Source organism: Luteibacter sp. 1214, assembly GCF_031455395.1.
GTDB lineage: Bacteria > Pseudomonadota > Gammaproteobacteria > Xanthomonadales > Rhodanobacteraceae > Luteibacter > Luteibacter mycovicinus.
On record NZ_JAVDSQ010000002.1, the window covers coordinates 20,759 to 36,653 of the forward strand.

The 15,895-nt window shown below is 64.4% G+C and carries 13 protein-coding genes; 6 read left to right on the forward strand and 7 right to left on the reverse strand.

What is annotated here, in order from left to right; translation table 11 throughout:
* The first annotated feature begins 129 nt into the window (after positions 1 to 129).
* From J2X57_RS04740 to J2X57_RS04755, 4 genes are all read left to right on the forward strand, one after another.
* Entirely contained in the window at positions 130 to 1,179 is a 1,050-nt protein-coding gene (locus J2X57_RS04740; protein WP_036110551.1) for a LacI family DNA-binding transcriptional regulator, read from the forward strand.
* A 116-nt stretch (positions 1,180 to 1,295) separates the two neighbouring features.
* The gene (gene fucP / locus J2X57_RS04745; protein ID WP_239709178.1) at positions 1,296 to 2,531 is read left to right on the forward strand and encodes an L-fucose:H+ symporter permease; all 1,236 of its coding nucleotides are present in this window, start codon (positions 1,296 to 1,298) and stop codon (positions 2,529 to 2,531) included.
* 75 nt (positions 2,532 to 2,606) lie between these two features.
* The gene (locus J2X57_RS04750) at positions 2,607 to 3,587 is read left to right on the forward strand and encodes a carbohydrate kinase (protein ID WP_309864449.1); all 981 of its coding nucleotides are present in this window, start codon (positions 2,607 to 2,609) and stop codon (positions 3,585 to 3,587) included.
* On the forward strand, positions 3,584 to 4,801 hold the full coding sequence (locus tag J2X57_RS04755; RefSeq protein WP_309864451.1) for an AGE family epimerase/isomerase: 1,218 nt from the start codon (positions 3,584 to 3,586) through the stop codon (positions 4,799 to 4,801). The genes J2X57_RS04750 and J2X57_RS04755 overlap by 4 nt, the downstream gene beginning before the upstream one ends.
* 50 nt (positions 4,802 to 4,851) lie before the next feature.
* Here J2X57_RS04755 and ligD read toward each other — a convergent pair whose 3' ends face one another.
* From ligD to J2X57_RS04775, 4 genes are all read right to left on the reverse strand, one after another.
* Complete coding sequence (gene ligD / locus J2X57_RS04760; RefSeq protein WP_309864454.1) at positions 4,852 to 5,733, reverse strand: non-homologous end-joining DNA ligase; 882 nt, start codon at positions 5,731 to 5,733, stop codon at positions 4,852 to 4,854.
* A 4-nt stretch (positions 5,734 to 5,737) separates the two neighbouring features.
* Positions 5,738 to 6,691, reverse strand: coding sequence for a Ku protein (locus J2X57_RS04765; protein WP_309864457.1), 954 nt, complete (start codon positions 6,689 to 6,691; stop codon positions 5,738 to 5,740).
* An 84-nt stretch (positions 6,692 to 6,775) separates the two neighbouring features.
* Positions 6,776 to 8,686, reverse strand: a complete 1,911-nt coding sequence (locus J2X57_RS04770) for a CocE/NonD family hydrolase (protein WP_309864461.1) — start codon at positions 8,684 to 8,686, stop codon at positions 6,776 to 6,778.
* Between the two features lie 177 nt (positions 8,687 to 8,863).
* Complete coding sequence (locus J2X57_RS04775) at positions 8,864 to 9,097, reverse strand: hypothetical protein (protein ID WP_043695729.1); 234 nt, start codon at positions 9,095 to 9,097, stop codon at positions 8,864 to 8,866.
* Positions 9,098 to 9,411: 314 nt separating this feature from the next.
* On the opposite strand from J2X57_RS04775, the gene J2X57_RS04780 reads away from it, so the two are divergent.
* Complete coding sequence (locus J2X57_RS04780; protein ID WP_309864465.1) at positions 9,412 to 12,399, forward strand: autotransporter outer membrane beta-barrel domain-containing protein; 2,988 nt, start codon at positions 9,412 to 9,414, stop codon at positions 12,397 to 12,399.
* Between the two features lie 55 nt (positions 12,400 to 12,454).
* On the opposite strand, the gene J2X57_RS04785 is transcribed toward J2X57_RS04780, so the two are convergent.
* On the reverse strand, positions 12,455 to 13,333 hold the full coding sequence (locus J2X57_RS04785) for an EamA family transporter (protein ID WP_309864468.1): 879 nt from the start codon (positions 13,331 to 13,333) through the stop codon (positions 12,455 to 12,457).
* 145 nt (positions 13,334 to 13,478) lie between these two features.
* On the opposite strand from J2X57_RS04785, the gene J2X57_RS04790 reads away from it, so the two are divergent.
* Entirely contained in the window at positions 13,479 to 14,612 is a 1,134-nt protein-coding gene (locus J2X57_RS04790; protein WP_309864471.1) for an aminotransferase class I/II-fold pyridoxal phosphate-dependent enzyme, read from the forward strand.
* Between the two features lie 5 nt (positions 14,613 to 14,617).
* On the opposite strand, the gene J2X57_RS04795 is transcribed toward J2X57_RS04790, so the two are convergent.
* Together J2X57_RS04795 and ssb are read right to left on the reverse strand one after the other, a co-directional pair.
* Complete coding sequence (locus J2X57_RS04795) at positions 14,618 to 15,034, reverse strand: Sbal_3080 family lipoprotein (RefSeq protein WP_309864473.1); 417 nt, start codon at positions 15,032 to 15,034, stop codon at positions 14,618 to 14,620.
* A 72-nt stretch (positions 15,035 to 15,106) separates the two neighbouring features.
* Positions 15,107 to 15,721 (reverse strand): single-stranded DNA-binding protein, encoded by a 615-nt coding sequence (gene ssb / locus J2X57_RS04800; RefSeq protein WP_308847385.1) that lies wholly within the window; start codon positions 15,719 to 15,721, stop codon positions 15,107 to 15,109.
* Between the last annotated feature and the right edge of the window lie 174 nt (positions 15,722 to 15,895).

Below are 15,895 nucleotides of genomic sequence, written 5' to 3' on the forward strand. Positions count from 1 at the left end.
ATCGTTTGGATCGTGACAAACAGCTCGAACGTAGCAAAGATAGCGCGGCTGCGCATGTTGCAGTGCGTGATGCATCCCGAACCCTACCGCGCGATGATCGCCCGGTTTAGATCGTTTGAAGGAGCCACAATGCCCAGGATCACCCCGCAACGCCGCAAGGTCACGCTCGCCGATATCGCGCTGGGCTGCGACGTGTCGCGAGCGACGGTGTCCCTGGTGCTGCGCGGCAGCCCCCTGGTGAACTCCGCCACCCGTGCGCGCGTCGAGGCGGAGCTCAAGCGCCAGGGCTACGTTTATAACCGCGCCGCCGCCAATCTGCGTCGCCGGACGTCCTCCAGTATCGGCCTGGTGATCAACGACCTGGGCAACCCGTTCTTCGCCGAATTCGCCGCGGGGGCCGATGAGGCCCTCGCCAGCGCGGGTTACGTCACCCTGCTCGGCAATACGGGGGAATCCCCCGATCGCCAGCAGGCGGTACTCAACTCGCTGGTGGAACACGGTCCGGCAGGCATCATCCTCTCGCCCGCCGAAGGCAGCGAGGGCGAACAGGTGCTGGCCGCGGTCGGCATGCACACGCCCCTGCTGGTGTTCAACCGCGAACTTCCGGACGACGAGGGCGCCCATCGCTGGGACACGCTCGAGATGGACAACGAGCACGGCGCCCGACTGGCGACCGAACACCTCATCGCGCTCGGCCACGAGCGCATCGCTTTCTTCGGCGGCCACCGCGATTCGAGCTCGGTCGCCCAGCGCCGCCGCGGCTACGCGGGTGCCATGCAGGATGCGGGACTCAAGGTCGATCCCAGCTGGCTGGTGGAGAGCGCGCCCACTCGCCTCGAAGCCGCGCGGCAGACCGGCGCCCTGTTCGCACGCGATCCCGCGCCTACGGCGGCGGTTTGCTACAACGACGCCGTCGCGCTCGGGCTTATCCTTGGCCTGACCAAACGCGGCCGGCGCCCGGGCGAGGACTTCGCTCTGACCGGTTTCGATGACGTCGCCGAGGCCTCGGTATGCGTGCCGCCCCTGACCACCATCGCGGTCGATCCGCGTGGCCTGGGCCGGCGCAGCGCCGAGCTCATTCTTGAAAGACTTACCAACCCCGAGACGGACACCGCTTATACGATCGCGCCAGTACGGCTGGTCGTACGCGAAAGCAGCTGCCCGCCGTCTTCTCCCTGACCCACCAACTGGAGCGCCCCATGGCCACCGGATCCACGCCATTGCCCACCTCTTCGCCCTCGTCGGCGAATTCGGGCGACACCCGCTACACCTATTTCCCGCTCGCTCTCGGCGTGATGACCACGATCTTCTTCATGTGGGGCTTCCTGACCTGCCTGAACGACATCCTGATCCCGCACCTCAAGGGTGTGTTCGAGCTGAACTACTTCCAGGCGATGCTCATCCAGTTCACGTTCTTCGGTGCGTACTTCATCATGGGCCTGCCCGCGGGCAAGCTGGTGGCGGCCCTCGGTTACAAGAAGGGTATCGTCGCCGGCCTGATCATCGCCGGCATCGGCGCGGCGCTGTTCTGGCCGGCCGCCGGCATGCGCGTGTATCCGATCTTCCTCGGCGCGCTGTTCATCCTGGCCACCGGCATCACCGTGCTGCAGGTTGCCGCCAACCCCTACGTCGCACTGCTCGGTCCCGAGAAGACGGCCTCCAGCCGCCTTACGCTCGCCCAGGCGCTGAACTCATTCGGCACCTTCCTCGCGCCGTTCTTCGGCGGTGTGCTGATCCTGTCCAACGCCGTGAAGAGCAGCGACGACATCGCCAAGCTCAGCGCCGCCGAGCAGGTGAGCTACCGCGCGACCGAAGCCAGTGCCGTGCAGGTGCCGTACATCGGCCTGGCCGTGGTTTTGGTGGTGATCGCCATCGGCGTCTACCTGTTCAACCTGCCCAAGCTGGAAGAAACCACCGAGAAGGCCGACGAAAGCCACCACTCGCTGATGGACGCCCTGAAGACCCCGCACGTGTTCTTCGGCGTGCTCGGTATCTTCTTCTACGTCGGCGGCGAAGTGTCGATCGGCAGCTTCATGATCAACTACCTGCAGCTGCCGGAAATCGGCAACATGACGGGTGAAGTCGCCGCCTCGCACGTGGCGTTCTACTGGGGCGGCGCGATGGTCGGCCGCTTCATCGGTTCCGCCCTGCTCGCGAAGTTCTCGCCGCGCGTCCTGCTGGCCGTGTTCGCCGCGATCAACGTCCTGCTCGTCATCACCACGATGGTGACCACGGGCACCGTGGCCGTGTACAGCATCGTCGCCATCGGTCTGTTCAACTCGATCATGTTCCCGACGATCTTCTCGCTGGGTATCGAGCGCATGGGTCCGCTCACCAGCAAGGCGTCGAGCCTGCTGATCATGGCCATCGTCGGTGGCGCGCTGATCCCGGTCATCCAGGGCGCGATCGCCGATCACATCGGTCTGCAGCACGCCTTCTTCGTCCCGCTGATCTGCTACGCGTACATCGTGTTCTACGGTCTGAGTGGCTCGAAGATCCGCAACGTCCCGGTCGCCGCCAAGGCCGGTTGACGCTCCTGACGACGGCCGGCGCGATGCCGGCCGTCGTCTTTCCAATCCCTCGCCCGAAAAGGACAGGCCGTACGCATGTCTTCCATCCTCTGCTTCGGCGAGGCGCTGATCGATTTCCACGCACAGCCCCAGGGCGGCGCCGGTCAGCCTCCCGCCTTCGTTCCTTTTGCTGGCGGTGCGCCCGCCAACGTCGCTGTCGCCGCCGCCCTCCTTGGTGCCACGGCACGCTTTGCCGGCATGCTCGCGCGCGACATGTTCGGCGACTTCCTGCTCAAGAGTCTCAAGGATCTCGGTGTCGGCACGGACGATGTGGCCCGCACCGACGAGGCGCGCACCGCACTCGCTTTCGTCGCGCATGACGACAAGGGCGATCGTAGCTTCAGTTTCTACCGTCCGCCCGCCGCGGACCTGCTGTTCCGTCCCGAGCACTTCCGTGTCGGGGCCTTCGACGATGTGTCGATCTTTCACGTCTGTTCGAATTCCCTGACCGAAGCCGCGATCGCCGCGACCACGGTCGAAGGCATGCGTCGCGCCCGGACCGCCGGCGCGCTGGTCAGCTTCGACATGAATCTGCGACCCGCCTTGTGGCCGAAGGATGAAGCGCCGCTGCCGCGCCTCTGGGAAACGCTGAACGAAGCCGACGTGATCAAGCTCAGCGCCGAGGAGTTCGCGTTTATCCACGCGGGCGCCGGCTCCGACGATGCCGTGCTCGAGCGCCTCTGGCGCGGCAAGGCGCGCCTGCTGCTCGTCACCGACGGCGGCGAACCGATGCGCTGGTTCACCCGTGAGGCAAAGGGCGAACTGAAGGGCTATGCGGTCGAAGCCGTGGACACGACCGCCGCCGGCGATGCGTTTGTCGGCGGCCTCCTCGCGCGTCTCGACCATGAAAAGGTCACACCGGCCAGCTTCGACGCACTGATCGCGGACGAAGCACGCCTGGTCGACCTCGTCCGTTTCGCCGCCGCCTGCGGCGCGATTACCGCCACCCGCAAGGGCTCGTTCACCGCCATTCCCGACCAGGCCGAAGTGAAGGCCTTCATGGAGAAGCACGCATGACGACTGTCCCCCTCCCCGATTTTCACAACGTCGATGTCCTCCGCGACCATGTCGCAAAGACCATGGCGTTCTATAAGCCGAACGAAGTCGACCCCGCGGGCGGCTTCTTCCAGTACTTCAAGGACGATGGCTCGGTCTACGACAAGACTCATCGCCACCTCGTCTCCAGCACGCGCTTCGTGTTCAACCACGCCATGGCCTACCTCGAGTTCAGAAAGCCCGAGGACAAGGAACTCACCATGCACGGGTTGAAGTACCTGCGCGAGGTGCATCTGAACCCGGAAACCGGCGGTTACGCCTGGACCATCGCCGACGGTAAGCGCGACGACCAGATGAATCACTGCTACGGCCTGGCCTTCATGCTGCTGGCCTATTCCTGCGGCGTCAAAGTCGGTTTCGACGAAGCGAAGGCATGGCAGGGCGAGATCTGGGATCTGCTCGAAAAGCGTTACTTCGAGCCGACGTACGGTCTGTACCGCGACGAAGCCGACAAGGACTGGAACTTCACCGGTTACCGCGGCCAGAACGCGAACATGCACATGACCGAGGCCATGATCGCCGCGTGGGAAGCCACGAAGGACGACCGCTACCTCGACCGTGCGCTGCTGCTGGCCGAGAACATGACCCAGCGTCAGGCAGGCCTCACGCCCCAGAAGCTGGTGTGGGAGCACTACCACAGCGACTGGACGATCGACTGGGAATACAACCTCGACAATCCCAAGCATCTGTTCCGTCCCTGGGGTTTCCAGCCAGGCCACCAGACCGAATGGGCCAAGCTGCTGCTCATGCTCGAGCGTTACACCAGGGGCACGCCGAAGCATAAGCCGTGGCTGGTGCCGACCGCGAAGCATCTGTTCGACGAGGCGCTGGCCAAGGCCTGGGACGGTGAGTACGGCGGCATCGCTTACGGGTTCTCGCCCGAGGGCGACGTCTGCGACGACGACAAGTATTTCTGGGTGCAGGCCGAGTCGCTCGGTGCCGCGCAGCTCCTGTTCGAGACCACGGGTGAGAAGAAGTACGACGAGGCTTACGAGAAGATCTGGGCTTACAGCTGGGAGCACTTCGTCGATCACACGTATGGCGCGTGGTATCGCATTCTCAAGCGCAACAACGAGAAGTACGACGACGAAAAGAGCCCCGCCGGCAAGACCGACTACCACACGATGGGCGCGTGCTACGAAATCATGGCCTCCCTGCGCCGTATGCAGAGGTGACAGGGCCTGCATTGAAGGGATGCGGGCGATTCATTCCCGCCCGCATCCCTTCAACGCTTCGATGGCAGCGACTGCTTCAGCGTCTCTATCCCATCCCACGGGTCCGCCGTCAGTGACCTCGCCCGTTTCAACGCTTTCGACAGGTCGAATGCAGCGCCTGTCTTGAGCCGCGCGATCTCCTCCCAGCGTACCGGCATGGCGACCGGCGCCCCCGCGCGTGCACGCAGGGACCATCCCGTGACGCTGGTCGCACCCCTCGTGTTGCGTAGCCAGTCGATAAAGATCAGCCCTTCTCGCTTCGCCTTGCTCGCTTCCGCGATATACCGTGTCGGGGCAGCATCCACCATGTCGCGCGCAACGCCTTCGCAGAAGGACTTCAACACCTCCCACGACGGCCCGCGGTCGAACGGCGCGACCACGTGAAGACCCTTGCCTCCCGATGTGCGCACAAACGATTCCAGGCCGGAGGCGGCCAGTCGCTCGCGGATGGCCCGGGCGCATGCGACCACAGCCTTCCACTCGACGCCCGCAGCGGGATCGATATCGAAGATGAGACGATCGGGTCGATCCGGATCGTCGACCCGTGCACCCCACGGATGAAACTCCAGCGTGTTCATCTGTATGAGTTCGAGAACGCCTTCGACATCCTCGACGTACAGGTATTCCGCGGTACCTCCGTCCTTCTCTTTCAGCTTTACCGCTTTGACATGCTTGCCCAGCGCATCCGCGTGGTGCTTCTGAAAGAAGCACGCGCCCGTCGTTCCGCGGGGACACCGCACGACCGACAACGGGCGTCCATGCAACTCCGGCAGCATGTGTGACGCCACCGCTTCGTAGTAAGCGGCCACATCACCCTTGGTCGGCCCGCCTTCACCGAACACCTCGCGGTCGGGGTGCGTGATGGCGACGCCGTCGACGATAAGCGGATCCATGGCGTCAGCCCGCCCGGCGGCGCTTGGCAGGTGTCTTGCGCGCCGCCGTCTTCTTCACGGGCGCCTTTTTTGCCGCCGGTTTTTTCGCGGCGGTTTTCTTCGTGGCTGTTTTTTTCACGGGAGCCGCGCCGACCGCATCCTTCGTCGCAGGCGTTCGCGTCTTTGCGCCCAGGCTTTTCTTCAGCAGGGCCATGAAGTCGACGACGTTGGTGGTGGCGTTCTCCGGTGTCCGGTCGTCTTCATCGTCCACCGTGGTCGTGACGCCCTTGGTCTTAAGACGCTTCTCGATCGTCTTGCGCAACTTGTCGCGGAACTCGTCCCGGTAGTCACCGGGCGACCATTCGGCGGACATCGACTCGATCAGGTCCGAGGCCATCTCGATTTCGCGTGGCGATATGCGGTATGACGACGCGCCCTTGTCGGGCAGCTCGTAATCGTTCATATCGACGATTTCGGACTGATAACGGAGGATGTTGAGAACCAGACCATCGCCCTGCGGCATCACCGCCGCGAGGTACTCCTTCGTGCGGATGACGACACGCGCGATACCGATCTTGCCGGTCTTCTTCAGGGTTTCGCGGAGCAGGACATAACCCTTCTCAGCCTTCTTGGCCGGAAGCAGGATGTACGGCTTTTCGAAGTACGAAGGCGCGATGGAGGCGGCGTCGACAAACGCGTCGATTTCCACCGTCTCATGCGCGTCGCTGGCCGCATTCTTGATGTCGTCCTCTTCGAGGACGACATAACTGCCCTTCTGGTATTCGAACGCCTTGACGATGTCCTTCCAGGGCACCTCTTCGCCGGTATCGGCGTTGACGCGCTCGTAGCGAACCGGTGTATTGCTGCGCTGGTCGAGCATGCGGAAATGGATGTCGTTGCGGCGCTCGCCCGACATCAGGCGGATCGGCACGTTGAGCAGACCGAACGACAATGTACCGGTCCAGATGGGGCGGGCCATACGGGCGATCCTCGGGCAGCGGGAGGCCCGAGCATCGCGCCGACGACGTGCAGGGAACGCCAAAGGCGTCCCTGCACCCCGCTTTTACTGGCCGGCGTCGATCACCGGCAGTTCGACCGCACTGGCCGTACCCGGCGCGTGCCAGATCTGCTGCGTCGCCTTCCGGTAGTCGGACGGCCTGGCGAAGAAGATGTTCGGCACGAAGGTCTGCGGGTTGCGGTCGTACAGCGGGAACCAGGAGGACTGCACCTGAACCATGACGCGGTGCCCCGGCAGGAATGTATGGTTCACCGTCGGCAGTCCGAAGCGGTATTCGAGCGGCGTGTCAGGCGTCAGCGGCTTCGCCTCGCTGAACCCCTCGCGATACCGCCCGCGCAGGATGTCCATCGACACCGAGAGCTCGTAGCCCCCCATGGCGGGCGTCGACGCGTTCGTTTCGGGATAGACGTCGATCAGCTTGACCACCCAGTCGCTGTCCGTGCCGCTCGTCGAGGCGTAGAGATTCACCTGCGGAGCGCCGGCAACGCGCAGGGGAGCCGTCAGCGGCTCGGTCATGTAGGTCACGACATCCGGGCGTCCATCGGCAAACCGCTGATCCTGGACCAGCCAGGTCGTCCATGACTGGCGATCGGCAAAATGCACCGGGCGCGGTACGTAGGGCACCGGCTTGGCGGGATCGGAAACGTACTCGTCATACTTCGGCGCGCCGTCCACGGGGGCCGTAAACGACAACTTTCCATTGGCGCTGAGATACAGGGGACGGGACGTTTTACCCTGCGGCCACGACGGGAAGCGGTCCCAGTGGTTTTCGCCGGTGTTGTAGATCAGCACCGGAGGCGTCTTCGCCCTGGGCGCGCCGTCGACCAGGTACTGGTTGAAGAATGGCAGGAGCACGTCGCGGCGGAACTGCAGCGCGGTGTCGCCGTCCCAGTTGAGCGCACCCAGCGACGAGGCGTTGTAGTTCACCTGACTGTGCCGCCACGGACCCATGACCAGGAAGTTCTTGTCGTTGCCCTTGTCCTTCGGCTCAACGGCTTCGTAACTATGGATGGCGCCCCACATGTCTTCCTGGTCCCACAGGCCCTGCAGCCACATGACGGGTACCTTGAGCGGCTGACGGGCCATTTCCTTATCCAGCGCCTGGTCCTGCCAATAGGCGTCGTAGGCGGGGTGCTCGCTCAGCTTGCGCCAATAGGGCAGCTGATCGAGGCCGGCGGCCCGGGCGTAATCACCTGCCGAGCCCGCCGTGAGGAAATTCGTGTAGTCGTCGTAGCCCGCGTGCGTCACGGCGTCGCCCTTGCCGCGTTTCGAATTCTGGCCGGCGATGTAGTCGAAATTGGTCTGGCGGAAGGCACCGTAGTGGAACCAGTCGTCGCCCATCCAGCCATCCACCATGGGGCTTTCAGGCGCGGCCACCTTGAGTGCCGGATGCGGATTGACCAGCGCCATGACCACCGTAAAGCCCTCGTACGACGAACCGATCATGCCGACCTTGCCGTTGGACTCGGGCAAATTTTTCGTCAGCCAGTCGATCGTGTCGTAGGCGTCGGTCGAGTGATCGACCTCGGACGAATTGAGCGGCCCACGAAGGGGACGCGTCATGACGTAGTCGCCCTCGGAGCCATACTTGCCACGGATGTCCTGGAAAACACGGATATAGCCGGCGTCGACGAAGACCTCGTCGCCCTCGGGCAGCAGGTCGCGCATCGTATGGGCGTCCGTGCGCTGGGCGCGCCCGTCGGCGTTGTAGGGGGTACGGGTCAGCAGGATCGGCGCGTGCTTCGCGTTCCTAGGAATCACGATGACGGTGTGAAGCTTCACGCCGTCGCGCATCGGGATCTCGACGACACGCTTGATGTAGTCGTTGGCCGCCAGGGGGCTCTCGAACTTCGCCGGGATATCCGGCGTCATGGGCGCGGTCTGCGCCGCGGCGAGGGACGAGGCGACGGCGAAGGAAAGCGCCAGCATGGGAAGCAGAACGGAACGGGACGTCATCGGGATTCCTGTGGCTGTGGGACGGAGGAGCCGCCCTAGCGTGCCGCATCCTGAATGGAAGGGCTACGACCTTTCTCAAGTCCAGCCTGCGTGGCACGGCCTTTGCGCAAAAAAAACGCCGCTCCTGAGAGCGGCGTTCTTCCCGCCCGCCCGTCAGGGCAGGAGCGGCGTAGCGACTTACTGAGCCGGAGCGGTCGAAGCCGGAGCCGGAGCAGCAGTGCCGGCGGCAGCCGGAGCAGCCGTGGTGGCAGCGGCCGGAGCCTCAGCCGGGGTAGCAGCCGGAGCGGCAGCCGGGGCGGTAGCGGCAGCAGCCGGGGCGTCAGCCGGGGCGGCAGCGTCTTCGGACTTGTTGCAGCCCGACAGGGCGGCGACGGCGACAAACGCCAGGGCGGTAAGGGAAATGACCTTCATGATTCTTTGCTCCTCATTTTGTAATACATAGGCAGATACGACGATGGAATTCCGCCCTGAATAGGCAGTACCCCACGGATTTTGCCGCACCAGCAGGCGGATAACACTCGCGTCCTCGACGAACCGGTCCGAAGATAGGCTCGCCTAGGATGCAACGACCATAGTGAAGCGTGGATGTCCGGCGGCGCAGCGCTAGACGTGCTCGCAGACATTTTCAGAATAATCGCGTTCCCCCCTCGGAAGCCAGTCCCTACTCTGTCATTCGGAAGTTGCCGTCGGCGCCCTGCCGACGGCCAGACAAGGAGAGACGCTTCATGAGTACCCCCCACATCCCCCACCCGCGCCGTCGCTCCCCCATGCGACGCCGCTACCTCACCGCCCTCGTAGCCGCCTTCCTGCCTCCCGTGGCGGGCGCCGAAACGCCGCTTTTTCTTGCCGGGGCCGACAAGAACCTGGACGTCCCCGACGGCACGTATGAAACGCGCGCCGCCTCTTCCTACGTCCTTCAGGTGGAAAAAAAGGGCGCCGCCCATGTCGGCCATGCCACGTTCGACACGTTTGGCTTTCAGTCGCACGCCGTCTTCATCACCGATAACCGGAGCGAGGTGACGATCGAAGGCGGCACCCTGCATACGCGGGGAAACCTGGCATACGGCATCCGTGCCAGGGATACCGGCATAGCCGCGAACGTCACGCTCACGGGCACGACGATCGTCACCGAGGGAGCCGGCGCCCTGGGCGCGGCCTTCGAGGGAAACGCCGGCGGCGTCCTGACCGGAGGCAGCATCACGACCGGCGGTGACACGGCGATCGGCATCCGCGGCATCGAAGGAGGCAACGTGTCGGTCAAAGGGACGACCATCACGACACGGGGCAAGACCGCTCATGCCCTGTATGTAGACGGCTCCACGCCCGACAGAGCGACGGCATCCGCGCTCCAGGCGACTGAAACGACGGTACGCACCGACGGAGACGACAGCACGGGCGTGCACGTGATGCTGGGCGCGACGGCCTCGTTGACCGACGTAAACATCAGCACGGGCGGCGAGTCGGCGCATGCGCTCGATGCAAACACACTGCATGGCCAGATTACGATCCAGGGCGGCGAGTGGCATACCCGGGGTGACGAGGCAGATGGCCTCTACGTTCTCGACGGCCAGCGTATCGTAGCGGCGCGGACGAACGTGACGACCACCGGGAAAAACGCGATCGGCATCGATAACCGCGCATCGTCCGTGGGCCTCGACAGCGTTTCCATCACGACGGCAGGCGAGTCCGCATTCGGCCTCAACGTCCAGGGTGGTGACTTCAACGCTTCGCCAGGCCTCGATGCCGCAGATACGAAGATCCTTACGAGGGGAACGAAGGCGCATGGTGCGGTCGCCCGAGGGGATGGCCGTATCGACTTCACCGGCTCATCCATCGAAACGGAAGGAGACGACGCCCACGGCCTCGTCGTTAACGATGCGGACGTACGGGCCCGCAATACGAACATCGTCACTCACGGCGCAGGTGCCTTCGGTGCCCGGGTCGTGCGTGGGGGCGCACTCGACATGAAGGGAGGCTCGCTCATCAGTGACAAGGCCTCGGCGCTCAGTCTGAGCGACTCCGGGCGTCTTCGTTTCGACGGCACGGTCATCAGGGGTGGCAACGGCGTGTTCGTCGACCTGACTCCCGAATCGGAGCAGCCCATCACCGTCACGCTTCAGAACGCGGTAACCGCGGACGGCATTATCCGCCGCATCCCTGCGGACGGTGACGCCGTTCCCGACAATACGAAGCTGTCGCTGGACATCACCTCCGGCGCTCGCTGGACGGGTGCGACCTCCATCGTTCGCGATATCTCCCTCCAATCCGGCGGCACCTGGAACGTGACCGCCGACAGCCGGGTCGACCACCTGAGCAACCATGCGGGCGTCGTGACCTTCGCGCCTGAGCGTCCCGATGCATTCGCCACACTGACCATTTCGGGAGACTATGACGGAAAGGACGGCGTCTTTCGTATGCGCGCGCGCCTCGGCGATGACTCGTCGCCCGCCGATCGCATCCATGTGCTGGGCAACACATCCGGCACCAGCGGCATTGCCGTCGACACCCTGGGCAGCCAGGGCGATGTGACGCAAGAAGGTATCCAGCTCGTCCGCGTCGACGGTCGCTCGGACGGCGTCTTCGCGTTACTTGGCCGTGCGGTGGCCGGTCCTTACGAATATTTTCTCCACAAGGGCTCGTTGAAGAATCCATCCGACGGCGGTTGGTATCTGCGATCGTCGATCACCGACCCCGTCGTCGACCCGGTTGTCGTGCCGGGCGACCCGGACACCGATCCCGTGACCGAGAATCCGGACGTCCCGGCCGTTGTCGATCCGCCGCTCCCGCCACCCCCGGTGTTGCGCCCCGAGGTCGGCACCTACCGCGCCAACCAGACGGCGGCGCTGGAAATGTTCCAGGGCGGACCCGGCGGCGGCGAGGACGACGAGCGCGAAGGCGTGAGGCAAAGCGTGTGGGCACGATTCGACCGGCGCCATACCGCTTTCAACATCGGCGACGAACTCACGACGACCGCGTCGACCAGCGAGCTGACCCTCGGTGCCGATCTGCTTCGCAGCGATTCCTCTTCCGAAGGCTATCTGGGCGTCATGGCGGCGGCCGGGAGCGCGGACACGCGTGCCACGTCCGCGCTGACACACTACTCGGCGAAGGGGCGCGTACGCGGGACGGCCGCCGGTCTTTACGGCGGCGTACGTCTGGACGATGGCACCTACGTGCGCGGGTGGGCCCAGTACGCTCATTTCAACCAGCGCCTGGAAGGCGATGCCCTGGCGAATGAGCGCTACGGGAGTGGCGCCCTGAGCGCCAGCCTCGAGGCCGGCCGTCGCTGGCGCCTGGCACTCAATCGCGACACGGACGTCTATCTCGAACCGCAGGCGCAGGTCCTCGCGACAAGGCTTCGTGGCGGCTCGCTCACCGAAGCCAATGGGACACGCGTCACGCCGCTGCATGCGAGTGGTGCCACGGGGCGCCTCGGCCTGCGCGGCGCGGCACGCTGGCATACGCCCGGCGGCCACACGGCATCGCCCTACTTCTCGGCCAGCTGGCTGCGTCGCCTCGGCCGCCTGGATGCGACGCAAATCGGGACGGATACCTTCAACGCAGGCGTGCCGCGCAATGCCTACGCGCTGAAGCTGGGTCTGACCTTGCTACGCGCCAACGGGTGGCGCGCGTGGTCCGACGTCGAAACGCGCTTCGGCACGCATGGGTATCGCCGTGTCACCGGCAGCCTGGGCATTCGTCGCGCCTGGTAAACGCGGGTCCCGGGTCGCCGTCGGCGACCCGGGATGACCGATGCGGCGTCCGCTGTCAGCCGACGATCTCAGGCGACGAAGCAACGCCGCGCTTTGCCGTTACCGTGCTTCCTATGGAGGCCACGACAATAAAGCCGATCGCGCTCCACTGCGAAACGGTAAGCAGTTCGCCGAGCAGCAACATGGCCCATAGCGAAGCTACCGCTGGCTCAAGGCTGACCATGATGCCGAACGTTTCACTCGGCAGGCGCTTCAGAGCCATCATCTCCAGCGACATCGGGATCGCGCTCGATACGATGGCCACACCCAGTCCCGCCAGCAGAATCGCGGGGTGCAGCAGGGTGGACCCCGCGTGGGCGATACCGTAAGGGACCACGACCAGACTGGCCGCCACCAGACCCAGCGAGACCGAATGACCCGCATGCAAGTGGCCGGCCTGCTTACCGAAAACGATATAGAGCGCCCAGCAAACGGCCGCGCCGAGCGCGAGCACTACGCCCGTGGGATCGACCGTATGCTGGCCGGCCAGCGGCAACAGCATGCCCAGCCCAATGACGGCGAAGGCAAGCCAGACGAAGTCGATCGCCCTTCGCGAGGCGAGCATCGCCACGGCCAGGGGCCCGCTGAACTCGATGGCAACGGCGATACCGAACGGAATGGTTCGTAGCGCCAGATAGAAAAGCAGATTCATGACGCCCAGCGTCAACCCGTAGCGGATCACGAAGCCGGCGTCACGCCGACTGAGCGGCCAGCGCCAGGGCCGCCAGAACAGCACGAGAACGATCGCGGAAAAACCCACGCGGAGCGCCGACGTGCCCTCCGCGCCGATGAGAGGGAACAATCGTTTCGCGAACGACGTGCCGATGCACAACGAGGTCACCGAGCCGAGCACGGCCAGGGCCGGCAGCCAGAGAGAGGTTTGGCGGGGAGTCATGGCGCCACTGTAGCGAGGCATTGGCGAGCATTCCATGGGCGCCGTCCGGACGGCGATGAACAGGCGGACACTAGACTGAGAATCTCGTATGGACATATAGTCCACTCAGACCCGCTCGTATCCGCCACGCTTCCAGGACCGACTGATGACCACCCTTCCCGATTTCCAGCTGGAGACCTACTTTTCCCGCTGGGAGTTCTCGGTGCGCTACAACCTCGCGGCTTCCGATGCGCAAAGCCTCACCGTATCGGCACTGCTCGACCTGGCGGACGACCGTGATCGTGCCGCGTTCGGGTCTCTGCCGCTGAGCTACACGCAGACTTACGGCGCCCCTGAACTTCGTGAAGCGATCGCGTCGACCTACGAGGGCAGGCAGGCAGCCGACATTCTCTGCTTCGCCGGAGGTGAGGAAGCGCTCTACATCGCCATGCGCGTACTGCTCGAGCCCACCGATCACGCCATCGTGGTCACGCCCAATTACCAGTCGGCGGAAACCATCCCTGCGGCGATCTGCGACGTGACCGGCGTCGCGCTCCGTCCCGACGATCACTGGTCGCTCGACATCGACGAGATAAGAGCGGCCGTACGACCGAACACCCGGCTGATCGCCATCAATTTTCCGCACAACCCCACCGGAAAAATTCTCGAGCAGGATCGTTTTGACGCGCTGATCGCGCTCTGCCGCAAGCACGGCATCTGGCTGCTCAGCGACGAGGTCAACCGGCCTCTCGGAGCGACAGGCACCGTGCACTTGCCGCAGGCCACCGATGTCTACGAGCGCGGGATATCGATCGGCGTCATGTCCAAGGCATACGGACTGCCAGGGCTGCGGATTGGCTGGATCGCCTGTGCCGACCACGAACTCCTGCAACGCATGGAGCGATACAAACACTACACATCGATCTGCAACTCGGGGCCTTCGGAACAGCTTGCGCTGATCGCCCTGAAAGCCCGCGACGCCATCCTCGATCGGCAGCGACTGCTTCTCGACCGTAATCTCGAATGCGTCGACGCCTTCTTCCGCGAGTGGAGCGAGCGATTCGAATGGCGCCGCCCGGACGGGGGCTGCATCGCCTTTCCGCGCTACCTCGGTCCGGAAGGCGTCGAAGTCTTCGCGAAGCGCCTGGTCGAAGAAGCGGGAATCCTGTTGCTTCCCGCCTCCAACTACCAGTCCACGCTGACCGCGACGCCTGCCGATCGTTTCCGCATCGGATTTGGTCGCAACGAAACAGGTGATGCCCTGACCGAGCTATCCGAATACCTCCGGCGTACGAGCTGACAGGTCTATTTCAGGAGCTGGTCGATGACCGGATCCATCTTGGACTTGACGCTCTGCCACTTGGCGACGGAAAGCCCGCCCTTACCCTTGAGGTGATATTCCGCAAAAGCCACCTGGCGGCCGTCGCGTTCCAGGCGCAACTCGGCGTGAGACAAATAAAGAGCAAAGTCCCAGGACTGAAGCGCCGTGTATGTGAGCACGTACGGGCAGTTGTCTGCCCCGATCGTCGAGTAGACGTCCGTGGCGATCCCGTGACGTTTGAAGCCTTCGCGTAAAACTGGCAGGAAGTCCTTGACGATGACGTCCGGATTCTCACGAATGCACACGTGATCGACGTGCAATGCCGGATCGAGCGGCCTCACCTGAACGGATGTGCAGCCAGCCGCAAGGAGCGGCACTAAAGTCAGTGGCACATAACGCATGAATGGTCCCCTGTTAATTGAGAACGGGCGCCCAAGGGCGCCCGTCTATCGATCATTCCCTGCCGATCAGGATCAGAACGGGATGTCGTCGTCGTCGAAGCCTTCGTTGACCGGCGGTGCGGAACGCTGCGGAGGCGCGTTGCCACCACGGGGCTGGCCGTAGTCGTCGCCGCCACCACGCTGCGATTGACCGCCACCGTAGTTGCCGCCGCCACGCTGCTGACCGCCACCACCGCTACCGCTACCCCAGTTGCCACCGCCGCTCTGGCCGCCACCGCCGCTGCGAGGCGCCTGCTGACGTGCGCCGCCCCCCTGGCCGCCGCCGAAACCGCCACCGCCTTCACCGCCACCCTGGCCGCCGAGCATCTGCATCTCGTTGGCAATGATGTCCGTGGAGTAGCGCTCGATGCCGTCCTTATCGGTGTACTTGTCGGTGCGAAGCGAACCCTCGATATATACCTGACGCCCCTTCTTCAGGTACTCACCGGCGATTTCGGCCAGCTTGCCGAACAACTTCACACGGTGCCATTCGGTGCGCTCCTGCTTTTCGCCCGACTGCTTGTCGGTCCAGGCTTCCGACGTGGCCAGACGCAGGCTGGTGATCGCCGTACCGCTACCGGTGTAACGGGTCTCGGGATCCGCGCCGAGGTTGCCGACAATGATGACCTTGTTGATACCGCGTGCCATGGATTTCCCTCGTATTCGTGTCATTGGACGCCCGATCCGGCGGATCGTCGTCACTCCCGCCCATCATAGCGAGCCTGCGGCAAGCGCGGGCTGGCGGGGTCGGACCGTGTAGTTTGGGCGATGGCCGCCATCACCGCAAACCCCGATGCGCAGGCCGCCGCCGGAGCGCGCTGT